The sequence below is a fragment of the Aquimarina mycalae genome, assembly GCF_029906345.1.
Lineage (GTDB): Bacteria > Bacteroidota > Bacteroidia > Flavobacteriales > Flavobacteriaceae > Aquimarina.
Genome location: NZ_JARYGY010000006.1, coordinates 284,306 through 311,212, shown reverse-complemented (window position 1 = coordinate 311,212; position 26,907 = coordinate 284,306). Strand labels below are relative to the sequence as shown.

The following is a 26,907-nucleotide window of genomic DNA, read 5'->3' as shown; positions in this document are numbered from 1 at the left end:
GCATTCTAGTAACAAATCTGTTCACTGTTCGTCTATTTTTAAAACACCAATCATGACTTCAAACAAAAAGATAGCACGATTAGCAGGCTTCGTATATTTAGTTCTTATTATTAGTGGCATGTTTAGCCTTCTCTATGTACCTTCTGAACTAATAATATATGATGATCCCGCCAGCACAGTACAAAATATTACAGATGGTGATACGTTATTCCGATGGAGCATTATCGCTGGATTAATCTGTTACGCTACATTTTTAATATTACCTTTGATTTTATACAAATTATTGGCACATATCAATAAAACTCAAGCGGTTTTAATGGTAGCTTTTTCTTTAATTAGCATCCCTGTTTCATTATATAATATTACTCATAAATTTGATATTCTCACACTTATAAGCGGAGTAGAATATCTTAGTTTTTTAAGCCCAGAACAACTCCAAGCTCAGGTGATGTTGTCTTTAGATTCTTATAATAATGGTATTATGATTGCTCAGGTATTCTGGGGACTATGGCTATTTCCTTTTGGATATTTGGTATATAAATCTAATATCTTACCTAAATTTTTTGGGATATTTTTAATGATAGGATGTATCGGATACTTACTCGAATTTATTGGTGGATTTATGATTGATGGATACTATGATATGGGCATCTCTACATATATTGGGATTCCTTCTGCGATTGGAGAGATTGGAATCTGTTTCTGGATGCTTATTGCTGGTGCAAAGGACACACAAACACATAACGTAGATTAAGCAAAAGTTAAAACATCTATAAACACATCGTGAAACGGGGAAAAAATATTTTTTTTATAAGTATTTTAGATAAGCATATTTTATTCTTTAATTAAAATTAAATACTTATGAAAACGTTATTGGAAAGGATTGGCAATTTTAAAACACTATCCCGCGAAGATCTAATTAAAATTGGTGGTGGTCAAAGAGATCAGTGTACTTCAGAACAAGTAAATACCTGCACCTTTGTTCAGTATTATCCCGAAGGATCAGCAATGATGGATTGCGGATCCTCTATTGATGAGGATGGTGATGAAGTTTGGATTCCTTGTGAAGCACATTTAGCTTAATCAGCATATTATATCATACTGATGAAAATAATTCGCATCAGTATGATATATATAAACATCTTTTTTTACTTATAAACAAATACTTACTTCAAATTACAAAATCAAAAACCTTAACATATTTTTAACCCACTTAGAAAGATAGAAAACCTTAAAAAAAACGACATTTAGTAAAACTACAATTACATATGAGTCTTTCTAAAATAACCTTTACTAACGCAGAAGGTCAGGTACTTTCAGGGCGTTTAGAATTACCCGCAGATCAACATCCTCATAATTTCGCATTATTTGCTCATTGTTTTACTTGCAATAAAAACCTAGGAGCAGTTCGTAATATCAGTAGAGCATTAACTTCTCAAGGTTTTGGTGTACTGCGCTTTGATTTTACAGGTTTAGGAGAAAGTGAAGGTGATTTTGCCGATACTAATTTTTCGGGAAATGTTGAAGATCTTGTTGCTGCGGCAAATTTTTTAGCTAAAGAATATCAAGCTCCTTCTCTATTAATTGGGCATTCTCTTGGAGGTGCAGCTGCTATATTCGCAGGCGCACAGATTGATTCGATAAAAGCAATAGCTACTATTGGAGCGCCTTCTGATCCGACTCACGTACAACATCTATTAAGAAGTGGTCTTGAAGAAATTGAAGCAAACGGTATAGCTGTAGTGAATTTAAGCGGGCGAGATTTTACTATTAAAAAACAGTTTCTAGATGATCTACAGACTAAGTCATTGCCAACGGTTGCAAAAAACTTAGATAAAGCTCTTTTAGTGATGCATTCTCCTCAGGATACCACAGTAGGTATAAGAAATGCCGAAGAAATTTATCACGCTGCCAAACATCCTAAAAGTTTTGTAACCTTGGATGGTGCCGACCATTTATTAATGAGAAAAGAGGACTCTATTTATGCAGGTAAAGTAATTGCGGGTTGGTCATCAAGATACATTGACGCTCCAGAAACACCTCAACTCAAAAGTCAACATCAGGTAGTAGCCAGTTTGGGAAATGATGATGGGTTTACAACTCAAATGAAAGTAGGCAATCATTATATGGTTGCTGATGAACCCGAAAGCTATGGCGGTAATGATTTTGGACCTTCTCCTTATGAATTTGTTTCTGCTGGATTATCCGCCTGTACTGCGATGACTATAAAAATGTATGTCGCACGAAAAGGTTGGGATCTACAGCATATAGAAGTACATACTAGCTATAGTAAATCACATATTCAAGATTGCGAAAATTGTGAGGATCCTACTGCCAAAATAGATACTTTTGAAAGAGAAATTAAACTGGAAGGTAATTTGGACGAAAAACAAATTGCCAGAATTTTACAGATCGCTGACAAGTGTCCTGTACATAAAACACTACATTCAGAAACACAAGTAATTACTAAGTTGATTCCTTAGTACAAGATATCAAAAAGGGAAGCAGCTTATAAGACTTGCACTTCCCTTTTATCATTATGAAAGTATAAAATACTTTAAAATTCCTTAGTGTCTAATCAATCTTGTAGTTTGGATAGTTTTACCATTTTTGTCAGAAATAGATAGTAAATAAATCCCTGATTTATTAATTTTTGGAGCAATCAATATTGCCCCATCACTAGAAGTGGGTTGTATACTTTTAGAATACAATATTTTACCTTCAAGATTGTAAATCATTACCTTATATTTTTCATCAGGATGTTTCAGGAATGGAGTAGTTATCGTTACTTCATCCTTAAATGGATTTGGGTATATGTTAAATACAAAATCTTTAGAGATCTCTTCTATTGGTGGAAATTGAGCTGCATTTTCTGATGATCTTAGTGCTCCACAGGCGCCTAAATTTATCCAGTTAGAAGATGTACGTTCATATAAATATCCTGAATAGGTTACTTTATCTCCAACATCATAATTGGTATTACTTTGCCAAGCAGAAATACCAGAACAAATATCTATAGGTACGTTGCTTTCATCACTAGTATAATTAACAATCAATCTTGCCGCTTTGTTAGATCCTCCTTCATATGAATCTGCAACTCTCTTAGCAGAGGTACTAGTAAGACTCACTCCTTTTCCTCGTATAACAAAACTGGCATTATTGCCTAATACCCAATCATCTTTATTCACAAGGCTTTGTATCATATTTTTTAGATCAGGAGAGCGTTGTGCATTTCCGTTTTGACCACTAGACCAAGATTGTGGATTCCAGGTTACCTTACTAGAAAAAGTATTTCTATTAGAAACTTTATTTGAATTACTAAAGGCTGGAGAATTGCCACTATTATGCAGTGCTATTTCTAGTTCTGCATTAGCATTATGGCTTTCATCTGCCGTAAACTGAAGATATGCACTAGTGATCGTAGCATCTTTTGGCAATCCTAATGATCTAAAATGTAATCCAATAACCTGATAACCTGCATTACTATGGCTATCATATACCAACTCTAAATCACTACTATTAGTGTATAAGTCTCCATTTTGTCTTTCTTCTACATCATCACTTCCAGCGGTTATCGCAACATCAATCGAACCAGAATCACCACCTCCTGTTATTTCAGTAAATACTGCTGTAATTACTTTATTTCCATCCATGGTGATTGAAGTGGGATTTGTACTACCTGCTAATGCACCACTCCAACCGCTAAACTCCCATCCATTAGATGGAATAGCATTTATCGTAGCAGTTTCTCCTTCTTGATAGGTTCCCGCACCATCGACAATCCCTTGTCCAGTAGTATTAATTGATAATGTATAATTATTAGTAGAAGATGTTTCATAATTAACGATTAGCTTAGGTGCTTTTGACGCGCCTCCTTCATATGAATCAGCTACTCTTTTAGCAGAGGTACTAGTAAGACTTACTCCTTTTCCACGTATAACAAAACTAGCATTGTTTCCTGATGCCCAATCACTTTTATTTACAAGGCTCTGTACCATACTTTTCAGATCAGGAGAACGTTGTCCATTTCCATTTTGACCACTAGACCAAGATTGCGGATTCCAGGTTACTTTATTAGCGAAAGTATTTCTACTAGAAACGTTGTTTGAACTGCTAAAGGCAGGAGAATTACTACTGTTATGTAAAGATATTTCAAGTTCTGCGTTAGCGCTATTGCTTTCATCAGCAGTAAACTGAAGATATGCACTAGTGATGGTAACATTTTTTGGTAATGCTAATGATCTAAAACGCAACCCTATTACTTGATAACCACCACTACTATGAGCGTCATATACCAGTTCCAGATCACTACTATTAGTATAGAGATCCCCATTCTGCCTTTCTTCTACATCATCATTTCCTGTAGCTATAGCAACTTCTATACTTCCGTTATCAGGATCAGGATCCACAGTTGTTCCTTTATTAATTGTTACAACACTTCCATTAGAAGGGTTCCATATATCAAGATTAGAAGGAATCTGAAATACGTTATTATTAGATACTGATCCTACTTGTGATGCATTATCAACTTTGATTGTTCTTGTTTCTATTTTATCTTCATCAACAAAAATCCATTTAAACTGATTAAATCTTGCTGAGTTTCTAGTCCAGTCTTTATTATCATCATTAGATCGTAATGGAGCTCCCCAACATCCTTCTCCAGCGTATACTGTTCCGTTTTGATCATCTCTAATAAAGCCTTCATCACTTCCAGATCCTGTAGTAGGTCTTACAGGCCAAGTAGTTTTTACGGTATGTGCATCACATTCTATTACAAGTTTTACTCCTTTATCATAAAATAATTGAGACCAGTTACTATACTGACTATTACCTTCAGATTTATAAGAAACATGAGGTCGCATAGGTTTGTGATATTGTGCAATTTTCCATGTTGCATTAGCATTAGCATTTAAATCATTTTGCAACCAAGTAGTCTGATTTCCTGAAATAGAAATCTCGGTATTCAAGGTATATGTCCTTATTAAATTATCTCCAAAAGTTATCGCATAATACACACTAGATGATGGCACATCAAAAAGGTGGTATATACTATTATTACTATCCTCATGATTTCCTCGTGCAGCAACAATCGGAAACATTCGTCCATCTGAAGCTATTGTTAGCTGCCAATCATTAAACCAGGTTTGCCATTGACTGCTCGAATCACTGTCTGTCATATCTCCCCCAAATAAAACTGCATGTGGTTTTAATTTTGCTACCAATCGATTGGCATTTTGTCGAGGCGTTCTATTATTTCTAGAATCTCCTCCTGCTATAAATGACAATCTGCTTTTATCGGCTGGCGCTGTTTTAAACCAGAATCGTTCACTTGTACCTTGATTATCTCTTATCACAAAGTAATATGCAGTATTAGGCTGTAACCCTGTTAGTCGGGCAAAGGTATTATTCATACCCTTATACGAAACTGTTCTATCTGGTGATTTAGAATCAGGATAACTAGAATAATTAGTTCCGTAATCTGTTGTACCATAATGTACGATTGGGTTACTACCAGAGGTTTGATCCCATCCAATTACTATGGATGTTGCAGGATTTCCTCGTAAAGAAAGTCGGTATTTGTCATTAGAGGCTTGGGTCTGCATTCCTAGTAGGAATACAAACAGGATTAAGAGTTTTTTCATTATTTGTGTGTTAAGTTAGCTGAAACGAAAGTAACAATTAAAGGCCTATAAACCTTATAGTTATAAAATATTAATTTAAAGTTAACGATGTATTCAAGTAATATTAACACCAAGAGTTCTTATTTTGTGCTATGCAAAACTCAAAAATCCATCTCCTGCTAAAGGTATCCGTATTCTTGATTTTTATTGGGAGAGCTTGGCAACATTTGTTCTGGGATGCACCATATCGATCTTTTTTTTGGGATGAATCTCTTTTACAACCTATAATTGAAGGAGTTTTTAATACTCCTTGGCAAGAATATGCAACAAGTCCCCGCACTGACACCTATATTCAGAATGGAATTCGTATAAATGGAATATTGTATCTATTAGCTGGGCTTTCTGCATTAATGATCCATAAAAATAATCTAAAATGGTTACGGGTTCCATTATTTTTAGGTGCTTGTAGTTTAGTATTACTTACTGTATTACTCACAAAAGAAAAATTTTATCATACTGCCCAATTTTTCGAACATAGCATTCAATTTGGGTTACCATTCATTTTTCTATACAGTTATTCTAAAAAACTGCAGTATGAAAGATTAGTTTTGATCCTGAAAGTATTAATAGCTTTTACTTTTTTCTCTCATGGATTATATGCTTTCGGGTTTTACCCTGTTCCAGGAAAATTTGTAGATATGGTAATACAGATCTTTGGAGTTTCAGAATCCGTTGCGATACAGTTTTTATACCTAGCTGGTATTTTAGATTTTATCCTTGCTGTTCTTATTTTTATTCCCAGAACTCAAATATATGCCTTATGGTATGCTGTAATATGGGGGTTATTAACAGCTTTAGCAAGAATAGTTGCTAACTTCTATTGGGATTTCCCTTTACAATCCATTCATCAGAATTTATATGAAGTTTTATATCGACTTCCACATGGATTCACTCCGTTACTGGTTATTCTCATGAATAAAGAATATAGACAATATCAAAAAAAGAAGGCTGTCCATAATGGACAGCCCTCTTCATAACAAAATTTAGATATAAGCTATTTAATAATAAATCGTTGAGTCTCTCCTTGAACTTTCAGTAAATACATACCTACTTCAAGATTACCAACATTGATAGTTTTGCTACCGTTTATGGTTCCTTGTCCAACAAGCTGTCCTACCATATTCATAATGGTATAAGCGTTATTAGTGCTCTTAGAGTCTTTCATCGAAATTTGTAATAAACCTCCACTCTTCAATGGATTTGGTGCGATAGAGAAACTAGAAATACTTTCTTCATCTTCATTTCCTAATATTGGAGTTGTAGGTCCGAAATTAACTGCTGCTACAGTAGATCCACAAGATCCTTCATAAATCCTAACATTAGAGAACGTTGAATTATTTCCTGATCCAGCATCATTATCATTAATGAATACTACTCTATCCATACTTCCTATATAGAAATTACCTACAGGTATTACATATGTTGTTGTTCCACTCGAATAGTTATCAAAGTTTGTTACTCCATAATTCTGAGTACCGTGAACTTTGAAATATCTATCAGCAGTCAACGTATTGTCATTTTCGAAACCAACAGCATGAATTTCTCCTTGAGAAGTACTGCTAAATTCAAATTCTATCACAGTATTCGCAGTAACTGTATAGTTAAGATCAATATGTTTCCAAGTATTGTTCGTCAATGTTAGTGCTGCTCCACCACTTCCGATAGAGAAGTCTCCAGCAGAATCTTGATTAGAGAACGCATTGATTGTAAAGCTATTAAAATCTAGTGCATCACAAGGTGGTGGTGGCGGTGGTGTTGTTCCATCAGTAATACCTAAATCATCGATAGCTATATCACTTTGCCATCCACTATTACCGCTACCAGTTACTACATTCAATCTTAATTGTACGCTTTCTTCTCCTGCATAAGCAGATAAATCAACAGCAGCAGTATTCCAATTGCTTCCTTGGGCTCCTGATCTGCTAAAGATACTTGTCCAACTTCCTGCGTCGCCAACTCGAGCTTCTACAGTAAGAGAGTTAATAGCACTACCTAACATATGATATTGGAAACCTAATGCCGGTGATGATACTGCACTAAAATTGAAACAAGGTGAATTTAGAATTGCCTGCTTATTAGGGAATCCTGTTCCATTTCCAGAAGCTTCTACATAAATATATGAGCTACCATCTGCTGCACCGCTTGGTCCTGTACTATTCGAAGGTGTACCTCCTGAGTTTACTGTCCAGTCGATATCATCACTTGCTTCTTGTGTCCAAGCACCAACAGATCCTTCATAACTTTCTGCATATGGGAATGAAGATATACCGTTAGTACAACCTGGTGGTGGCGGTGGTGGTGTTGTTCCATCCGTAATACTTAAATTATCTATAGCAATATCACTTTGCCATCCTTCAGAACCACTACCTGTCACTACATTTAATCTTAATTGTACACTTGCTTCTCCTGCATAAGCTGATAGATCCACTGAAGCTGTATTCCAGTCGCTTCCTTGCGCTCCTGTTCTGCTAAAGATACTTACCCAGTCTCCAGTGTTATTAATTCTTGCTTCTAAATCAAGAGAGTTAATAGCACTACCTAACATATGATACTGAAAGCCAATTGTAGGAGATGTAAGTCCGCTAAAGTCTAAACAAGCAGAGTTTAAAATTGCTCGTTTATTAGGGAATCCTGTTCCATCTCCAGATGCTTCTACATAAATATAAGAATTACCATCTGCTGCACTACTAGGTCCAGTATTATTAGAAGGTGTAGTTCCAGAATTTACTGTCCAGTCAATATCATCTCCAGAAGATTGTGACCAATCACCAAACGATCCTTCGAAACTTTCGTTATAAGGGAAAGAAGATATATCTCCAGTACAAGTTTCTGGTGGTGGTGGTGTTGTATCACAAGGATTCACAAAAGATACTGTCTGGTCTGTTTGTCCATTAGAACCTCCATTATTATTTTCATTAGCATCCTGACCAACTCCTCGCTCAGCAAATGCTTTCCAGATAATACAATTATACTGACCTCCATATAAATCTTGATCAGCTTGTAAGATACCATCTCTACCGGATACAAATCCAGGGTTATTTGCTGTATTTTTTAATCCTTCAGTAACCAATGCCATCGCAATGTTATTACCACCTGTTCCATTATAAAAATCAGGATCAAAACCTTCTGCGTCGATAAGTCCCCAAGTCATATCCCATAATATAGTAGCAAACGCATACCCCACTCCGTGTGGTCTCGCCAATCCACCTATATCAGCATAATCTGTATTATTAATAGATCTATCTATAGAATATGGAGTTGGACGGATTCCATCTCCAGTAGTTGGTTGATTTAATGCATATGTACCAATTCCTCTAGAATCTGTACCAGCATCTCCTGCTCTCATGGTAAGCATTAATCCGAACCAATCAGACCATCCTTCTCCCATTTGCTCAGAACCTCCTAAGTTATTAGAAGATGGTCCACCTACTAATCGAATAGAAATACCATGTCCATATTCATGAATAATGATACCATTATCCAGATCTCCATCTCTGTCAGGATTAGGACTTGTCCAAAGAAACATTTGCATTCTTGGATTACCACCATCTCCAGGTGTTGAGAAGTTTGCATTATTACTTCCACTTCCATCCTGTGCATCTGCATTTACAGAATCACTTCCTGCACCACCATTTCCGTAGTTATTTTCCTGGAAGTTACCACTAGCTTCATTAAAACCATACTGATAAAATACATCATGTACGATGTTGTTCCAGTAAAACAGGTTTGTAATAGCTGCATCATCATATGAAACTGGTCCTTGACTAAGATCAATAGGAAAGTTAAAATCAAGGCTAGCTCCACCATCAGGTGCGAAACCAGTACCATTATTTCCGTTTCTATCTTCTTGAGCCCATACGTTGTTACCTCTTGTAATTGTAAACTCTGCTCCTGCACTACCATTAGTATCATGCCATCCAAAAGGAGAAGCAGTAGCATTTGCTGGATCAGTTACAATAGAACGATTTCCATGACTAGGACTTTCTATTGGCATTGCATATACATTATAAGAATCTGGAGCCAAAGCAGCAGTTGGTGCTTCTGGAACCGTTGCTACTTCTTTATCCAACAAAACAGAGTCATGATTATGAGATTCATGATCAGGAGTACCGAAATCACAGGAGATTACCCAATCTTCTGTATATAGAATTTCTCCTGTTGCAGCATCTACATTAGCATTCCACCAATGTTGACCATCTTTTTGATATAAACTTACCCGCCAGGTTAAAATCAATTGGTCATCTTTTTTGATGTAAACTTGTTTTGCCTCGATAGGCTCCAATGTAATTCCAGAATTTTCATATACCAATGCTCCGTTTGATTTACTTTGAGATTGAATCAATTGCGGAGATTGCAAATTATGAGCTCTAGCTACATTCATAATAGCACCTTCTGGTGAAAGAGATGCTTTTGTTGAAATAACTTTGGATTTCACATCCTTTACAAATTGATCTATTTGCCAAGTTACTTGTTGATTATTCTTTACTGTAAGTTTGTAAGTCGCATATTGAATTGGAATTCCTTTATGATACTGCTGTACATATACATGCTGTATATTTGGGTTTAAGGAAGGAACCACATCTGTGACTTGCCATTCTTGAATATCATCTGTCGTCAAACCAGATTTAGCCGTCGAACTGTTAAGATGGTTTTTGACGATACCATCCATGATGTTTTGTGCAAACATTGTTTGACCTATCAACATTGTTAATAAGACAAACGAGTACATTTTTTTCATATGTATATATTTTGAATTTGTGTTAACCAAAATTAACAAAAACTAAAGTATCTATTACGTTAATCTAATATCAGTGATTAAAGCTCAATATTTTTGCATTTTTATTGATAAATTATCAACTAAAAACCATCAAACTACCAAACGTTAGTTAACCTACATAAATGCTAGGGTTTAGAAAAAAAAAACATCATATTGTTTAGCAATTTCTATAATTGAAATAATAATTATACCTTTTAGCTATTACGGGATAATTGTCGTTTTTTTTTCGTTTTTTTTTGTAAAAACCACCTTTTGAAAGCTACTTTGGTTCAATTTGATTAACGAAACAATCAAAACATTAAACAACTTATTCTTATCGAAGAATATTTAAACTTTAAATAATCCTATATTTTTGAATTCATGAAAAGTTCGATTTTTGAAACATCGTTGCAAACTATCCATAGCATATTAATACCTTCAGAAATTGCTATGCCTTTTATTGCCCAAAACCATAAAAGAGTAGTTGTTCAAATAAGATATATGGATGCATCCGTTCGCTATCATGCGGCTCTACAAAAAAGAAAGGATCAATTTTCTATAATGTTTAGTAAAAAGTATCAAAAAGCTTTAGGAGTTTTTCCTAATGATTTTTTTGAGGTACAATTATTTGAGGACACTTCTAAATATGGAGTAGAAATGCCAGAGGAGTTAGAAGCGGTGTTAGAAAGTGATCCAGAAGCTTCTGAGATTTTTGAATCTTTCACAGATGGAAAAAAAAGAAGTCTGATTTATTATGTATTAGGATTTAAAAATCCTCAAACCAGAATTGATAAAGCGTTAATTATCACTGAAAATATAAAACTGGGCATTCAAGATAACAGAGCAATCATAAAAAAGATATAGATGTTACTTAATAAAGTATTTTACATTTAATTCATATCTAAAATCATGAAAGTAATTACAAAAAAATCTGTGGTAAAAGAACATCTCGTCATCTGTCTTGATGCTTATTTTTCTAATGGGTTATCTGATTGCATCAATGAATTTTATAATCGGATTTTAACACAAAAGGTAAGGTTTCCATTATTGGAATATTGCGCAGAAGTCTTTTATGAACGTATTTTAGAGGAAGAGCATATTAACTTTTGTGATCAAATTCAATCTTTACATACAGAAGGAGGAAATGTAATTCTAGGGATTATATTGCAAAAGAGGTTAACTACTCATTTTAATGAATCCTTGCAAAAAGCAACCGAATATATTGCAGACGCAGATATTTGGTATGTCTGCGATATTATTGGGGAACGTGTTTTTGGCTTTTCATTACTTACCGAACCTGATAAAACAATTCCCGAAATACAAACACTAGCAAAACACCCAATCAACTGGGTTATCAGATCTCTTGGCGCTGGAATTCATTATAGTATAAAAAAAGGATTAGCAAGTAACTATGTAGACATCCTTTTTAACCTTCTTTTATCTTTAGCAAACAATAAGGATAAAGAAATAAGACAAGGTATTGGTTGGGCGGCAAAAACTACAGCCAAGTTTCATCCAAATATTATAGAGCATCATAAAAACAAAATTTATGATCATGAAAAAGTAGCGAATTGGTTTAGAAAAAAAATATCTATAGGATTAAATAGACACGAATATGCCAAAAGAAATCATAGTTAAATCAATTCTAAACAAAACTAAAAAAAGGGATTCTTGGTTCTTAGATGATTATACTATTAATCTTTATAGTAGTTGTTCTTTTAACTGCTTATATTGTTATATCAGAGGTAGTAAATATGGAACCAATCTAGAAAACAGTCTTTCTGTTAAGATGAATGCCATCGAATTATTAGATAGACAATTATTTAATAGAGCAAAGAAAAATCAATATGGTATCATCGTACTTTCTTCAGCAACAGACCCGTATCTTCAAATTGAAAAAAAGTATGAATTAACTCGAGAGGCCCTAAAAGTTATAGCTAAACACAAATTCCCTGTACACATCATCACTAAATCTCACCTTATAGAGCGAGATTTTGATATTCTAGATCAAATTGACAAAACGGCGATTATACCCAAAGATCTCCAACCCAGATTAGACAAAGGAGTTCTGATTTCATTTTCTTTTTCTACGCTTCAAGATGAAGTAGGAAAAATATTTGAGCCTGGAGCAACAAAACCTTCTATTAGACTTAAAACTGTAGAAACATCAATTCAAAATAATTTTATCACTGGTATTAGTTTAATGCCTTTATTACCTTTTATTTCTGATACTACGGCACACTTAAATTTGCTTTTTAAGACATTTAAATCTTATAAAGTACATTATATACTTCCAGCTACTATTACCCTATTCGGAAATGGTTCGGCAGATAGTAAAACTTTAATGCTACAAGCTATCAAGAAACATTATCCAGAATTAGAAAACAAATACATCCATTATTTTAAAAATGGGTCCGAAATGCCTGATTATTATAAAAAAGCATTCTATGTCAAAATGAAAGAACTCTGTACACAATATCAAATACCAGATCGTATTATAACAATGAGAACATAATCGATTTTATGAGCTATCGTGATACTGAAATTTCTATTATTCAATATATGAAATAGCATTAAAAAGCTTAAGGATTTTCGTTAATTACGCAACCATTCTGATTTTTTTACATCTTTTAATCAAACAATCAAAAAGATGAGAACTACAAAATTTATACTCTTAAGCTTTGCTTTTCTATTCATACAAAGTTGTTGCCCATTCTTAGCCGATTGCGATAATAATGATGATGACATTATTATTGATCCTATTTCCTCAAGGTATGAACCAGTATTTATTGATCGAAATGATTTTGAAAATTCTGTTTCAATTAATGATCCTATTGCGATTAATACTTCTGGTAAAATATACATCAAGGATGGTTTACTTTTTATCAATGAAGTTCGTAAAGGTTTTCATATATATGACAATACTGATCCAACATCTCCTACTCCTATAAAATTTTTAAAAGCACCAGGATCTACAGACCTTGCCGTTAGAGATAATATGATCTATATTAATCAAGCAACTGATTTAATTGCAATAGCGTTTAATACCGCTACAAATGAAATCACACTTACCAAAAGAGTTGTAAATGTATTTCCGGAGTTACGTTCTCCTGATGGATTTCTACCTTATAACATCCCTGAAAACAACGTAGTAGTAGGATGGGAATTAACAAACTAAATTAAAAACCATGAAAAAATATTTGTATATGATACTCACCTCTTTTATAATATTTAGTTGTGACTCTGACACCTCCAATGATTCTTTTTCTCCTGTCAATTCTGATGGCCAAGGAGGATCTTTGGCTACTTTTACTTTAAAAGGAGATTATTTGTATACGGTAGATAATACAGACCTTACGGTTTTTAATATCACTGACATTCAGGATCCAGTGCAAGTAAACACTATTCCAATTGGTTTCAATATTGAAACGCTTTTCAGTTATAAGGATTACTTATATATTGGATCCAGAAATGGCATGTTTATATATGGATTAACAAATCCAGAGTTTCCTGAAAAATTATCTCAGGTAGAACATTTTACTGCCTGTGATCCTGTAATTGCCAATGACACACATGCCTATGTTACATTACATTCTGACACTTTTTGTGGTAACAATCTCAATGTATTACAAGTATATGATATAACAACAATTACGGATCCAATATTAATTAATTCAAGAAACCTTGTTTTTCCTAGAGGACTTGGCCTTTACGGAGATTTTTTGATTGTATGTGATGATGAAATTAAAGTATTTGATGTATCGAATCCAATCGATTCTAAGTTGGTTACTTCAATTCAACAAAGTGCTTTTGATGTGATCATATCTGGTGATCTTTTGATTGCAATAGGCGAAACTGGACTTTATCAGTATAAACTTGCTCAAGACCCTAGTACAGGTATTAGTATTACATCATTAAGTACAATTGACATCTGATACATCTAAAAACGTCTTAAATCCTTTGCTATAAGTTAAAACTGCCCTATATTAGATTGTTCAAAACGTAACAAATCATAATTATGAAGACTCTAAACCTAATCGCTATTGCTTTTTTAACTGTTACTATTTTTAGCTGTAAAGGAGAAAAAAAAGCAGGAAAGGAATATGACGATAAAGTAAACGAAAAAATTACCGAAGAAAAAGTAGAAGAAAAGACAGAAGAAAATAAAGTAAAGACTTTAGCTATTTCATTAGCACCAAAGAGTGAAAGTGAAGTGTCTGGTACTGTAACATTTACAGAAGAAGATGGAGTTGTTACTATGGTAGCGAATATAAATGGGCTATCTGAAGGCGAACATGCGATCCATATTCATGAAAAAGCAGATTGTTCATCTCCAGACGGTAAATCAACTGGAGGACATTGGAACCCTACTATGGAACCTCACGGAAAATGGGCTGCACCAGAAGGCTATCATAAGGGAGATATCGGAAATTTTAACACCGATGCTGATGGTAAAGGTTCTATAACTTTTGCTACAAATGATTGGTGTATTGGCTGTGGAGATGATAAAAAAGATATTGTTGGTAAAGCGATTATTGTACATCAAGGAGTTGATGATTATACATCTCAACCATCAGGTGCCGCAGGAAGTAGAGTAAGCTGTGGAGGAATTATCCAATAACATTATACTAGATATGTAAAGAGATTAAGTTATGCTAATCTCTTTTTTTAATTAAGAACTTTCTTAAAAAACATTTCTTTAATCGCCTATGCAATCCAATGAACTGATTCTTCAGTTACAACAAAAAAACGAAAAAGCTTTTCAGCGTATATATGAAATGTACGCTGAAAACATTTTTGGTGTTATCTACAATATTCTAAGAGATGAGACCTTGTCTGAAGAAGTATTGCAAGATGTTTTTGTAAAAGTTTGGAATAAGGGTGATTCTTATTCAGAAAAAAAAGGGCGTTTTTTTACTTGGATACTTAATATCGCTCGTAATGCAGCTATAGATAAAACACGATCTGTAGCGTATAAAAATTCACAACAAAACCAAACAGCTGATTATTTCGTAGATATATTAGAAGAAAAGAGTAATTTTTCAAGTAAAATTGACGCAATTGGTATCAAAAAGTATATTGATGTATTAGAACCAATTTGTAAAAAAGTGATTGATTTGTTATTTTTTAAAGGGTTCACACAAAAAGAGGCTTCAGAGAAATTAGATATTCCTTTAGGGACAATTAAAACTCGGAACAGAATTTGCATTGATAAATTAAGAGAAGTCTTGGCAGTATAATTATGAATATCGAACAATACATATCATCAGGTATATTAGAACTCTATGTATATGGTGCATTATCCGAAAAAGAAAATGCCGAAGTATACAAAGCGTTAAAAAAACATCCTGAAATTGAGGAAGAAGTAAAAGAGATCGAAAAATCTCTTATGCAGCTATCAGCAGCTACTGCACCATATAACCCAGAATCCGTTTTTAATCGTATTAAAGAAAAATTAAGCTTTACTGATAATGAAATAGATGTAATCCCAATTACACGTGCTCGTACCAACTGGACAACTTATATTGGTTGGGCAGCTTCTATAGCGTTATTAATTGGATTGTTTTTACAATTTAATAAGAATCGAGAATTACGTAAACAAGTTGTTGATGCTCAAATAGAACAAACTTTATTAGAAGGAAAAATTAATGTCGCAGAAGAGGATTTATCTAAAGCAAAAACACTCTTAAGTGTATTGCGTGATAAAGATATCATCCAAATTCCTTTACAAGCCCAAAAAGTAGCTCCTAATGCATATGCTGCAGTATACTGGGATAAAGAAAAACAAACAGCCTATATAGATGTAGAAGGATTACCAAACCCTCCTAAAGGAAAAGTATATCAGGTGTGGTCTCTAAAACTAGATCCTTTAACTCCTACTAGTTTAGGTATTCTGGATACATTTACCGAAGACGAAAATAAGATCTTTACATTAACTAACACCAATGAATCTGAAGCCTTTGGTATTACTTTAGAACCAGAAGGAGGAAGTGAATCTCCTACTATGGAACAATTGTATACATTGGGAGTTGTAACATCTTAAGACGATATCGAGCATTAAAGCTTTAGTTTCTAATGAAACTGGAATATATCATAATAAAGCCTAATTATGTGTAGATATGGAATGACAACATATAAATCTCATTATGCTTGTTTTGAGTGTAGAAAAACATTCAAAAGAAGATTAGAAAAAGATATTTATGAAGGGTTCAATAAATCTAAAGAACAGAATCCTGCTAAATGTCCTGAATGTGGTGAATTAATGGCTAATATGGGACTTGACTTTGAATCTCCTAAGAAAAAAGACATTAAATCTTGGAAACATATTTCTATACTATATGAGGTAGGAATCACATTTCATTCTTGTGGTTGTAGTGGTCCTGGATACATACCATCAAATTCTGACGAATTAATTAGCCACTTTTCTAGAATAAAAGGTGATTATATCGAACACCAAAACTTTTGGGCTAGACGAAAATTTGACCCAGAAAAGCAAAGCGAAATAGCGAAGGACAGACATTATAATTGGGAATATCTAAGTCAAATACCCGTAAAAATGAGAACTGGTTCTAAAAACAAACCTCAATTTGATGCTAAAGAAGCACAAAAATATTGGAGTCAAAAAGTGTTAGAGGTTGAAGCAAAAATTGAAAAAATAATTAATGTTAACGAAGTATAAGATGTCTGGCATTAACTTTAATTACTTTCACACAACTACAATTAGCACCTAAACCTTAGTTATTTAGGGTACATTCATAATAAATGATACCGAGAAGTTTTTACAACTATATTTAAAAAAATAAGAGGTAAGATTTTTAAAAATCTTACCTCTTAAACTATTTCAGAAATATTTTATTAAAAATACTTCTATATTTAGTTAGGATTCACAGTTACTTCTTGAATTTGAGCCTCACTATCCATATAGATGTTTGCTCCAGGAAGTCTATCAATCTCAAAAGTATGTACTTTTGTTGGAGTAATAAATTGCTGAGAATAATTGTTCGGTGTATCAAATTTAACTGATCCGTAGTTAAAACTTAATTCACACATCTCATATCCATCGTTTACTTTATACTCTATTTTCAATTTAGTATCGTCGATAGCTGCAACATTGATATGACCTACTTCTGTACTATTAGTAATATCACATCCGTTAGCATTCGTGATCAATTCTATATTAAATCCAGCAGGACCATTATTATTAATAAAAGTATATGCTAAGAACGTATTGAAAAGGTCATTTTCACATACTCCACAAGTTTCGTGATATCCATAAGTCTGAATACACTCAGGCTCGCAACTTTTTACACAGTACTCAAAAGATCTTACCCAATCCTCGAAATAATAACATCCAGAGTTATTAGCATAACTATACTCCTGAGTTAGATTCTTATCATAAGCAAAAGCTGAGTAATAACATCCACTATCTTTATCATATATCTTAGAATACGCTATAATTTCGAAGCAATCTAAGTTAATAGAAGATAATGGGATAACATAAGTTGCTTTTTTCTTACCACCATAGTAATAAGGAAAAGCTTTGTAGTTAAACTCATAAAGATTAGGAAATCCATTAGAATAAAAAGGCGCATCTTCCTTCGCCCCAATATATAGATATACCTTTTTCATATACCTATGTCTATTAGCTCTAAAGGTAAGATATAGGTTTTCTCCATCATTTGCGACCTCGACTCTACCAACTCTTTTCTTATTAGCCCCCACTAATAATGGTCTGATAGTTACTTCTCCGCAAGCAATAGCATCAACATCACTCTTTTTCAACCCAGAAGGTGTAAGTAATGTATAATCGTAATTAGAATGGTGTTTCGCTCCAGTTAATTCAGGTGCAAATTCCTCTTCTTTTTCCCCTTCAGGTAATCCTACTGTTCCAGCATTTTAAAAAAAATCTGGTTCTAGAACAACCTCTGATGATTCCTCATCAGTAATTTCGTTTTCATCCTTAGTACAAGATGTGAAAACTAAAAACAATGCAATAAATGCATAATAAAACACATAATGCTTTTTCATAATAAAAAGTAAAGTTTATAGATTAAATTGTGAGCGGCAAAATTAGTAAATATCTTTATTACTACAACACTAAATTGAAAAGTTCTTAAGTTTTTTTTTGTGTTTTTTAAGTTTTAATTAACAAAATAACTTATCTACACCTATCTCAGGTACAATTAGTTGCCTTGATTAACATAAAAATTTGTTAATGATTCAACCTTCACTAAACCTACTTCTTTTTAGAAAAACGATACTATTATCATTCATATTCATAATTCTATAATGAATATGCTACTATGTTTATTTTTTGTTACGAATAGTTTAATCTCTAACGAATTCAATCAAAGGTCCATCGCTCTCAGGATGATCCGCTAAATACAATTTATTATTTTCGAAATAATAATCATACTCGGTAGCAAGAATGTTGATTTTGTTTTGCGTAACATTAATCTCATAACTTCCCGTTTCTAAAATAGTATGAAGTTGCTCTGTAACATTATTTTGGACATTTAGTTTATTTTGAGACAAATCAAAAGTCCAAATATGCTCTCCGACTTCTAGGTCGACTGGTTGGCATTCACAGCTTACATATACCAAATTCCATTTTCCATTCAATACGTCTTGTTCATTGGGATCATCACTTTTATCACAAGAAAATAAAGGTGCGATAAACATTAGAAAGAGTATGATTTTTTTCATAATTATATAAATTATAATCGTTTCTTATAAGATATAATTCTTTTGATTTGGTTGCGTTGAATTACTCTTATTTACACACTAACACGTTATTTTTACCATCTCATTTTGTATAAAACCTAATCTAATAAAAAAAAACAAACCCATGTGTTACCATATGAGTTTGCTTTCCTGTTAATTCTTTGAAAGAGAATGACCATTTACACTGAACATAAGATTAAATAATCAAATAGGTCAGTACTATTAATAAAAACTATTTGCTTCGTTCTCCCATAGAAGGGTGCCAAAGTTCCCCAGTATCTCCTTTAATTGGAATAAATTGTAATCGAGGGTAAAACAAAGCGACATCATCCACATTTTCTCCTTTTAAAAAACGAATGATCGTTTTTTCGGCTTCGGGATGTGTTAGTATTTGTTCATGTCCAGCTCCTTTCACTATAATATGATTACTATTAGAAAAACCCCAGCGTACTTCTTCAGCTTGATGCGGTGGTGTATTGAAGTCAAGAGTACCACTCATAAATAAAGTTCTGGTATTGCTACTAAGTGGTGCTCTAAATTCTTCTCCCAAATCAGGAGCTGGCCAAAAAGTTCCCATACTGAAATTAGCAATATTCTTAAACATACTTTTTTCATTTTCTTTCTTAATACGGTCTATTCGGTCTGAAGACGCGCCTGAGGCTGCATCCATAGTAGCAGACATTCCGTGTACACCAAAAACCACTCTTATACGCTTCTGAACAAACCATTGTAACATACTATAATCTCCTTGATCAATACTGTACAATAACCTTGGGAAAACAGGAATATCACTAGCATCACCTATATCAAATCTTAACATCAAATTCAATCCATATGAACTTACTTTTACTTTCATTGGTGAATTGGTAAGTGGCGAAATGACTTCTACCGTTATAGGTTTTTTATCCAGTTTTTGACATACTCTCTTATACAAAGCTATCAAATCTGGCACCTCTCTACTTACGTTAGTATCTTCTTTAGCGAGCAATGCAATTTTTTGAAATTGTATGTCCATAGCCAATGGTAATTTAAACGTATGATTAGGACCTTCTACCCCCACAAGTATTGCATTTTGCACATATTTATCATAATATCTTATATAAGCTTGGCCCAAATGTGTACCATAACTAAATCCTAATAAAGAGATTTTTTCATACCCTAATGCTTTTCTTAATGCATCTATATCTTTAGCATTTTCTACAGTTGTATAACCGTTTAGATCCACCTCTCTTTTTTTAAAATCAACTAATGCTTCGTTTCCTACACTTTCAAAATGTTGTTTAGTCACTTCTGGATCTGAAAAAATATTTTCTGGGATATTTTTCCTCCATATATACAAAACTCGTTCGGTACCTGCACCCGTTCCTCTTTGATCCAAAAGAATGACATCATTCAATTCTAAATAAGGAAGCCATTTTTCCAGGTAATGTTTATTACCAGCTTGCCAGGTAGCACTAGATCCAGGACCTCCTTCAAGGTATATCAAAGGTGTTTTTGGGTTAGGATTTGTACTTTTTAACCTAATAAAATGAATAGAAATATTCTTTGAGTTAGGATTATTACGATTCTCGGGAACTTCTAGACTTCCTACTTCGGCCATTACTTTTTGACCAGAAGCACTGGTGAAGGATTTTTCTTCTATAGTTAATCGATCTTTTACATCTTGTGCGTTAGAAAGATTAATACTATTAAACGCTAATAAAAAAATTAAAATATATCTCATGATGAACTGTTTTTTGTTCCAATCTATAGCTAAACTTAATACCAAAGCGGTAAAAAAGACCAGCACAAAAAAACAACGGATATAATGATAGGGTTTATCTTCTGAATTGAATTTGGAGGTAGTATCACAAAATTCAGGTGGTGATAACACGAATTCGACGATCCTAAAAATTCATATCCATTTTTTTCGTTACTTTTCATTAATGATGGAAAAAGAAAACAATTGGTTAGATCGACTACTACAAAATCGTGTATTAACTCACACGCTGTTTTGGTTATTTGTATTAGTACTTGCTCCTATTACTTCGGATCAGAGTATAACGGATCTTAAAGAAGCATTAATCTTTAGAGGTGTTGGATTACCAACCAAAATGTTAGCTACCTATTTTTTGGCGTATTACTTAATTCCTCAACTATTTCAAAAAAAGAAATACATACAATTCATTATTGCATTTATAGTTAGCACTATCATCTTTACCATTATATATCGTTTTAACAACATTCATATTGCTGAAACTTTAGCTGAGTCAGGAGGACCTAAAGAATCTCTAAAAGAAATAATCTACGATATCAAATTCACAGTTTTTGGATATTTTTTTCGACTATATTTTTATACATCCATCTTTATTTTTATCAAGATGATCAAGGCAAGAGCCACAGAAAAACATCAACTAGATACATTACAAAAAGAAAAAGCTACAGCCGAACTTAATTTTCTTAAAGCACAGATTCATCCTCATTTCTTGTTCAATACACTTAACAATTTATACGCCTTAACTCTTGACAAGTCAGATAAAGCACCTGATGTAGTTTCAAAACTTTCTGAGATCATGGATTATATGCTTTATCAATGTAAAGAAAATCAAGTGTTGGTTACTAAAGAAATTGAATTATTGGAACATTATATAGGTTTAGAAAAATTACGTTATGGAAATAGATTACAATTAGACTTTAAACATAAAATTGATAATTCTAAGACTTTAATTGCTCCTTTAATTTTAGTATCCTTGGTAGAAAATGCATTTAAACATGGAGTAAGCGGTGCTATCCAAAAAGCAATTATCAAAATTGAATTAGAGACGAAAGATGAAATTTTACGATTTAAAGTATATAATACCAAATCAAATGCTTCCCAAAATAATGATGCGAATTATAAAGAAGGTATTGGTTTAAAAAATGTAAAACGTCAATTAGAATTGATCTATCCTGATCAATATGAATGCCGAGTTGAAGAACAGGAAGAATCATACGAAGTAAATCTAAGAATAACATTATGAAGAAAAAGATCAATTGCCTGATTGTTGATGATGAACCTCTTGCCTTAGATTTGCTCGAGAGGCATATCAAGCATTTTTCGCAGTTGGAACTTATTGCAAGTTGCTGGAATGCTATAGAGGCTTTTGAAGTATTAAAAAAAGAATCTATCGATCTTATCTTTCTGGATATCCAGATGCCAGGAATTACTGGTATCGAGTTTGTAAAATCTTTACAAAATCCACCTAGTATTATATTTACTACTGCTTATCGAGATTATGCAGTAGAAAGCTATGAACTAGATGTAATAGATTACTTGCTCAAACCTATTACCATGGATCGCTTTTTTAAATCAATAAATAAATATTTTGACAAAATAGAAGGACCACAACTACTGCAAAGAGATATTGAGCAAATTAAAACTACTGAAGATTCTTTTCTCTACGTAAATACAAATCGAAAATATGTAAAGGTGTTGTTTAAAAAGGTATTGTATGTGGAAAGTCTGAAAGATTATGTTCGTATTCATATTCGTGAACAACGAATCGTAACAAAGGATAAAATAAGTGAGTTCGAAAAGAAATTACCTAATTATTTTCTTCGGGTACATCGATCATATATCATAAATACGCTAGAGATTACAGCATTTACGGCACATGATATTGAAATCGATGGACAAGAAATACCTATTGGAATTTCTTATAAAAAAGAAGTCATGGCTTTTTTACGAAAAAGTTGAAGCAGAAAAAGCCTGTCTGCGCCCCAGCAAACAAGCTTCTCCCATAACAACATCAAAAAACAAAAATTAAAAACTATATGTTATTCCTGCACTCATAAAAAAAGAATCCTCAGGCACAAAATATCCTTCATCAACAGATCCTATTTTATTAGTTAATCTAGATGCTGTAGCAAATTCTGGTTCTCCCCAAGCAGCATTAAATAGATTTTCGATTGCCATTCCGAATGTAAAGTTTTTATATGTGTAATTGATCGAAGTATCGACCACCAAATAATTTTCATTAGCCAATACATCCTCGGTAGTATCCCTACTAGAGTATCTATATCCTATTCCTCCCGAAAAACCTCTTAAATTATCTATACTGATTCCTCCTTCGGCAGCAAACTCGTATTCTAAGGAGTTATCTTCTATCTCTGATGTTGCATAGAAGAAATCTGAATTAAAAAATAACCAGTCATTAATCTGATATGTAACACCAATGTCTACTCCTATTCTTCTATCTTTTCCTCTTGAATCTACAAGTCCTTCATCATCAACATACACAAAACCACTATCTAGATTAAAATTCCAGAATGTTGTTTGTAAAGAGAGTTTAGAAGAAAGTAGGTACTGTAAACCGATATCAATTCCATAAGCACTATTTGTACGTCCTTTTTCCTCTATATTAATATAATTGTTCTGAAACCCAATTGTAGGTTTTACCAATACCGAAACCTCATCAGTCACTTGATACAAAGCGCTCAATTGTGTTGCTGTAATGATACTAGCTGTTGTTTGATCTACTAATGGGGTAAATAACGTAGTGTTATCTCCAAAATAGTCTAATCTAATCGCAGGAATAACGGTTAATCTTTTATAATCAAAAGCATGATCTATATATACATATTCATTAGTTGTATACGTTATTGGTTTTATAAAAGTGAATAAGTCTTGTCTTTGATCTACTTTTACAATACCATTAAAATAAGAATACTTATAATATTCTGTAGTACCCTTAAAATATGAAGGTTCTGAAGTATCCAAAGTGTTACTTATTTCTGTACTCTTTGTTACATCTTGGGCAGACACATTAAACCCGAGTACAACTATTACAATAATTACAAAAAATTTCATAGCCATAGATCATTTAAATGGTATTATAACTTCTGAATTTTTGAGAAGGTTACTGGGCCTAATTCATACCCGCTCTCCAACAACTCTTCTTTAATAGGGTCCATTGCTTCTAACATATTGTTAGCTTTATAGATTTCTGCGATATGATAATTCGCCATAGGCTCATATGTCTTATCTACAATGAACTCTTTTGCTATTTCTAATGCTTTTTGATGCTCTCCTTTTAGGCTAAGTATATACGCTTTTAGGTCATACGATTGTGGTGTAGGACGATCTATTATTTCTTCTTCAGCTATATCCAATGCCTGATCAAATGCCTGATACTCCTCTGCAAGAACCAAAGCATTGTAGGTATTGTACATTTTTCCGTATCGTTTATCTTTAACTGCATTTCTATATTTTTTAAGATTTGCTTTTTTAGTAACATTATCTTTCTTGAATTCGGCTATTTCTGCTTTTAAAAGAAAATAATCTGGGCTTTGATAAGTAGTAGTAATCGCATTTAATATTTTCAAAGCTTCTTCAGGCTTTTTTTCATATGAATATACAATCCAAGCAATTCCTTTTTTAGCATATGCATTCGAAGGATCAATTGCCAAAGCTTTTAGATAATGATCATATGAATCATTGATTCTACCTGCATGTCCATAATAATCAGCTAAATTGGTATAAGACCATAGCATCAGGCTTTTTTTCTTACTATTTTCTGCAATCGTTCTGGCTTTTTCCATGTTCCTGATGGTGGCATCAAGATTTCCTTTATAGTCATTCCATTTTGCCAATCTAATTAGAAAGTTATAATCACTTTGATCTGCGATTCCTTCTAAATATTTTTGCGCATTTTCATATTCTCCTAATTCCATAGAAATATCAAATAGCACCATTTCTGTAGCCTCAGTATTTGTTTTTAAAAGATATGCTCCTTGAGCAACTTCTTTAGCCTCTTTAAATCTATGCTGAGAAATATAATTACGTGCAAGTGCCAAAAGATGACCTGATTTTCCTATTGCTGCAACGGTTGCAGTTTTAGTTAATGCTTGTTCAGCCAGTTTTAGATATGTTATATCTCCCGTTGCCTGAAACAGTTTTGAATATGCTTGCGCTGCAGGAGCTAATGCTGTGATTTGTAAACTGTCAGTTTTTATTTTGGTATTCCAAAATTCAAGTTCTTTTTCTGCGTCTTTTGCTATTTGATTATGCTCCTCTTGCAAATAGATTGTATAATCTTCTGAGTTTGTTATAATCTTTTCATTTTTTTGACAGGAAATAACGAGTATACTAATCATTATACCTATGATACCGTGTAGAATTCTCATTTGTTTTGTTTTTTGAAATTTGTATTTTTTATTAATGTCTGTCATGCTGAGTCTATCATTTTCAGCGATTTAATTCGCTAAAGGTCATTTGAGGGCTGACTTTCTAATAATTAGTATCGACAGACTCAGTTTGACAGAGGTACTTATTTATTTAAGTCCTTGATTTATGAACCGTGAGGTGGTTCGACATAAGGAAATGTACTAGATGGAGTTTCACCTGCACTACTAACACCATCTGTTACTAATATTGGTAAATCTGGTGTTCCATCACCATCAAGATCTTGTCCATTAAAACGATCTCCGTTTTGTCCTCCAAATAATAATATTAAGGAGATATCAATAACATCATCAGTTAATGTTCTACCTGTTAATACATTTGTTCCATCAAAATATGATGTCGGAGTTCCTGGTGCTACTTGTAATACATCTGAAGCTAATACAGTGGTTAATGTGGTAATATCTAATCCAAGGATATTATTTTCATATGTCGCACCAAACGCACTGTGTAATCCTGCTAATTGTGTTTCGAATAAAGATTGAAAAGCGGCTCCTTGTTGTGAAGGAATGGTTACATTAAAGCTATTTTCGATATCTGGAGTTGCACTGAATACGGTGTTAATTCCAGGACGTCCCATTTGATCTTCTTGAGAAAAAGTTCCTGAAAAATCAACCACTGCTGGAGGATCAACTACAATTACATCATCATCACTACTGCAACTTGCCAAACTCATTACTACTAAAAAAGCTGCTGATATATTTTTTAAATTATTAAATTTCATAATATCTGTTATTTTAAAATTCTTGATTATTGTTTTCTTTTTGCTTCTACCCAAGTATTAAATACTTCAACTCCTGTTCCTGCAGGATGGCTAAATGTTCCTCCTAAAAGAGCATTAGGTACTTCTACGACAATGGATAACACATTCGTACCATCAAAATCATCGTTTCCTGGATTATTGAATCCATTAGGAGCCATTCCTCCTACTACCGCGTTAAATTGATTAAAATCAAAGAAGAAAGGATCTTCTCTCAAACCAGCAAAATATTGGATTCCGTTTGCCTCAGAAGTAGCAGCATTAGCTCCTGTACTAATCGCAACCTGACCTAAGTACTGTGTATCTTCATCAATGGTACTGTTAAGTCCAGTTTGTGAAGGTGTATACGGACCAAAGAAATACATAATTCCGTCTCTGGGAATAGCTTGAATAATAAGATCTTCTACTAAATCACCATCATTATCAATATTGATTTCTATTAACACGTTTTCATCAAATGTTGCTGAGTTTCCTGCTGGTGCCAGCGAACTTTGTACACTTGCTACAAAAACAGTATTCTCTGTATTTGCTCCTTCAAAAGCATAAAAATCCGTAATATCTGCAGTAGTTCCTCCTACTGCTGGAGCATCTAAATGATCCGCTGCCATCAGTACAACTCCTAAGCTAAGAAGTCCACCAATGATCCATAAATTTGTTTTTTTAACCTTGTTCATTTTTATTAAAATTTAAATGTTTACGGCAATACATACGAGGATATAAAAAGGGCGGTTTTCCGAGATGCGTTAAAACTTTGTTAATAAAAATAATTACACATCCAGTTGTAATC

25 protein-coding genes are annotated in these 26,907 nt (G+C 33.3%); 15 read left to right on the top strand and 10 right to left on the bottom strand.

Features of this window, described 5'->3' with window-relative positions; translation table 11 throughout:
- Positions 1 to 52: 52 nt before the first annotated feature.
- From QBK95_RS15920 to QBK95_RS15910, 3 genes are all read left to right on the top strand, one after another.
- Positions 53 to 754 carry a DUF4386 domain-containing protein gene (locus tag QBK95_RS15920; protein WP_280935539.1) on the top strand — a complete coding sequence of 234 codons (702 nt, stop codon included), beginning with the start codon at positions 53 to 55 and terminating at the stop codon, positions 752 to 754.
- 107 nt (positions 755 to 861) lie between these two features.
- On the top strand, positions 862 to 1,083 hold the full coding sequence (locus QBK95_RS15915) for a hypothetical protein (protein WP_280935538.1): 222 nt from the start codon (positions 862 to 864) through the stop codon (positions 1,081 to 1,083).
- Between the two features lie 185 nt (positions 1,084 to 1,268).
- Positions 1,269 to 2,483, top strand: coding sequence for a bifunctional alpha/beta hydrolase/OsmC family protein (locus QBK95_RS15910; RefSeq protein WP_280935537.1), 1,215 nt, complete (start codon positions 1,269 to 1,271; stop codon positions 2,481 to 2,483).
- Between the two features lie 84 nt (positions 2,484 to 2,567).
- Here QBK95_RS15910 and QBK95_RS15905 read toward each other — a convergent pair whose 3' ends face one another.
- Positions 2,568 to 5,642 carry an InlB B-repeat-containing protein gene (locus QBK95_RS15905; protein ID WP_280935536.1) on the bottom strand — a complete coding sequence of 1,025 codons (3,075 nt, stop codon included), beginning with the start codon at positions 5,640 to 5,642 and terminating at the stop codon, positions 2,568 to 2,570.
- Positions 5,643 to 5,773: 131 nt separating this feature from the next.
- On the opposite strand from QBK95_RS15905, the gene QBK95_RS15900 reads away from it, so the two are divergent.
- Complete coding sequence (locus tag QBK95_RS15900; protein WP_280935535.1) at positions 5,774 to 6,658, top strand: DoxX-like family protein; 885 nt, start codon at positions 5,774 to 5,776, stop codon at positions 6,656 to 6,658.
- A gap of 17 nt (positions 6,659 to 6,675) precedes the next feature.
- On the opposite strand, the gene QBK95_RS15895 is transcribed toward QBK95_RS15900, so the two are convergent.
- Positions 6,676 to 10,419 carry a M36 family metallopeptidase gene (locus QBK95_RS15895; RefSeq protein WP_280935534.1) on the bottom strand — a complete coding sequence of 1,248 codons (3,744 nt, stop codon included), beginning with the start codon at positions 10,417 to 10,419 and terminating at the stop codon, positions 6,676 to 6,678.
- A gap of 399 nt (positions 10,420 to 10,818) precedes the next feature.
- Here QBK95_RS15895 and QBK95_RS15890 point away from each other — a divergent pair, with 399 nt between their 5' ends.
- The 9 genes from QBK95_RS15890 to QBK95_RS15850 all read left to right on the top strand — a co-directional run bounded on the left by QBK95_RS15890 (position 10,819) and on the right by QBK95_RS15850 (position 17,116).
- Positions 10,819 to 11,301 carry a YdeI/OmpD-associated family protein gene (locus QBK95_RS15890; RefSeq protein WP_280935533.1) on the top strand — a complete coding sequence of 161 codons (483 nt, stop codon included), beginning with the start codon at positions 10,819 to 10,821 and terminating at the stop codon, positions 11,299 to 11,301.
- A gap of 45 nt (positions 11,302 to 11,346) precedes the next feature.
- On the top strand, positions 11,347 to 12,075 hold the full coding sequence (locus tag QBK95_RS15885) for a DNA alkylation repair protein (protein ID WP_280935532.1): 729 nt from the start codon (positions 11,347 to 11,349) through the stop codon (positions 12,073 to 12,075).
- Positions 12,053 to 12,952 (top strand): SPL family radical SAM protein, encoded by a 900-nt coding sequence (locus tag QBK95_RS15880; RefSeq protein ID WP_280935531.1) that lies wholly within the window; start codon positions 12,053 to 12,055, stop codon positions 12,950 to 12,952. The genes QBK95_RS15885 and QBK95_RS15880 overlap by 23 nt, the downstream gene beginning before the upstream one ends.
- 135 nt (positions 12,953 to 13,087) lie before the next feature.
- Positions 13,088 to 13,615: a hypothetical protein gene (locus QBK95_RS15875; protein ID WP_280935530.1), complete on the top strand. Its 528-nt coding sequence runs from the start codon at positions 13,088 to 13,090 to the stop codon at positions 13,613 to 13,615.
- Between the two features lie 10 nt (positions 13,616 to 13,625).
- Entirely contained in the window at positions 13,626 to 14,372 is a 747-nt protein-coding gene (locus QBK95_RS15870; protein ID WP_280935529.1) for an LVIVD repeat-containing protein, read from the top strand.
- Positions 14,373 to 14,455: 83 nt separating this feature from the next.
- Positions 14,456 to 15,058: a superoxide dismutase family protein gene (locus tag QBK95_RS15865; RefSeq protein ID WP_280935528.1), complete on the top strand. Its 603-nt coding sequence runs from the start codon at positions 14,456 to 14,458 to the stop codon at positions 15,056 to 15,058.
- Between the two features lie 88 nt (positions 15,059 to 15,146).
- Positions 15,147 to 15,677: an RNA polymerase sigma factor gene (locus QBK95_RS15860; protein ID WP_280935527.1), complete on the top strand. Its 531-nt coding sequence runs from the start codon at positions 15,147 to 15,149 to the stop codon at positions 15,675 to 15,677.
- Between the two features lie 2 nt (positions 15,678 to 15,679).
- The gene (locus tag QBK95_RS15855; protein ID WP_280935526.1) at positions 15,680 to 16,480 is read left to right on the top strand and encodes an anti-sigma factor; all 801 of its coding nucleotides are present in this window, start codon (positions 15,680 to 15,682) and stop codon (positions 16,478 to 16,480) included.
- A gap of 81 nt (positions 16,481 to 16,561) precedes the next feature.
- The gene (locus QBK95_RS15850; protein ID WP_280935525.1) at positions 16,562 to 17,116 is read left to right on the top strand and encodes a hypothetical protein; all 555 of its coding nucleotides are present in this window, start codon (positions 16,562 to 16,564) and stop codon (positions 17,114 to 17,116) included.
- A 194-nt stretch (positions 17,117 to 17,310) separates the two neighbouring features.
- On the opposite strand, the gene QBK95_RS15845 is transcribed toward QBK95_RS15850, so the two are convergent.
- From QBK95_RS15845 to QBK95_RS15830, 4 genes are all read right to left on the bottom strand, one after another.
- Complete coding sequence (locus QBK95_RS15845) at positions 17,311 to 18,219, bottom strand: hypothetical protein (RefSeq protein ID WP_280935524.1); 909 nt, start codon at positions 18,217 to 18,219, stop codon at positions 17,311 to 17,313.
- A 114-nt stretch (positions 18,220 to 18,333) separates the two neighbouring features.
- Positions 18,334 to 18,465 carry a hypothetical protein gene (locus QBK95_RS15840; RefSeq protein ID WP_280935523.1) on the bottom strand — a complete coding sequence of 44 codons (132 nt, stop codon included), beginning with the start codon at positions 18,463 to 18,465 and terminating at the stop codon, positions 18,334 to 18,336.
- 300 nt (positions 18,466 to 18,765) lie between these two features.
- Positions 18,766 to 19,143, bottom strand: a complete 378-nt coding sequence (locus QBK95_RS15835) for a hypothetical protein (RefSeq protein WP_280935522.1) — start codon at positions 19,141 to 19,143, stop codon at positions 18,766 to 18,768.
- A gap of 250 nt (positions 19,144 to 19,393) precedes the next feature.
- On the bottom strand, positions 19,394 to 20,884 hold the full coding sequence (locus QBK95_RS15830) for an alpha/beta fold hydrolase (protein WP_280935521.1): 1,491 nt from the start codon (positions 20,882 to 20,884) through the stop codon (positions 19,394 to 19,396).
- A 202-nt stretch (positions 20,885 to 21,086) separates the two neighbouring features.
- On the opposite strand from QBK95_RS15830, the gene QBK95_RS15825 reads away from it, so the two are divergent.
- Together QBK95_RS15825 and QBK95_RS15820 are read left to right on the top strand one after the other, a co-directional pair.
- Complete coding sequence (locus QBK95_RS15825) at positions 21,087 to 22,160, top strand: sensor histidine kinase (RefSeq protein ID WP_280935520.1); 1,074 nt, start codon at positions 21,087 to 21,089, stop codon at positions 22,158 to 22,160.
- Positions 22,157 to 22,876, top strand: a complete 720-nt coding sequence (locus QBK95_RS15820) for a LytR/AlgR family response regulator transcription factor (RefSeq protein ID WP_280935519.1) — start codon at positions 22,157 to 22,159, stop codon at positions 22,874 to 22,876. Before QBK95_RS15825 ends, QBK95_RS15820 begins: the two co-directional genes overlap by 4 nt.
- Positions 22,877 to 22,942: 66 nt before the next feature.
- On the opposite strand, the gene QBK95_RS15815 is transcribed toward QBK95_RS15820, so the two are convergent.
- The 4 genes from QBK95_RS15815 to QBK95_RS15800 all read right to left on the bottom strand — a co-directional run bounded on the left by QBK95_RS15815 (position 22,943) and on the right by QBK95_RS15800 (position 26,794).
- The gene (locus QBK95_RS15815) at positions 22,943 to 23,989 is read right to left on the bottom strand and encodes a TonB-dependent receptor (RefSeq protein WP_280935518.1); all 1,047 of its coding nucleotides are present in this window, start codon (positions 23,987 to 23,989) and stop codon (positions 22,943 to 22,945) included.
- 23 nt (positions 23,990 to 24,012) lie between these two features.
- Positions 24,013 to 25,305 (bottom strand): tetratricopeptide repeat protein, encoded by a 1,293-nt coding sequence (locus QBK95_RS15810; RefSeq protein WP_280935517.1) that lies wholly within the window; start codon positions 25,303 to 25,305, stop codon positions 24,013 to 24,015.
- Between the two features lie 164 nt (positions 25,306 to 25,469).
- On the bottom strand, positions 25,470 to 26,084 hold the full coding sequence (locus QBK95_RS15805; RefSeq protein WP_280935516.1) for a DUF4331 family protein: 615 nt from the start codon (positions 26,082 to 26,084) through the stop codon (positions 25,470 to 25,472).
- Positions 26,085 to 26,110: 26 nt separating this feature from the next.
- Complete coding sequence (locus QBK95_RS15800; protein ID WP_280935515.1) at positions 26,111 to 26,794, bottom strand: DUF4331 family protein; 684 nt, start codon at positions 26,792 to 26,794, stop codon at positions 26,111 to 26,113.
- Positions 26,795 to 26,907 lie beyond the last annotated feature (113 nt).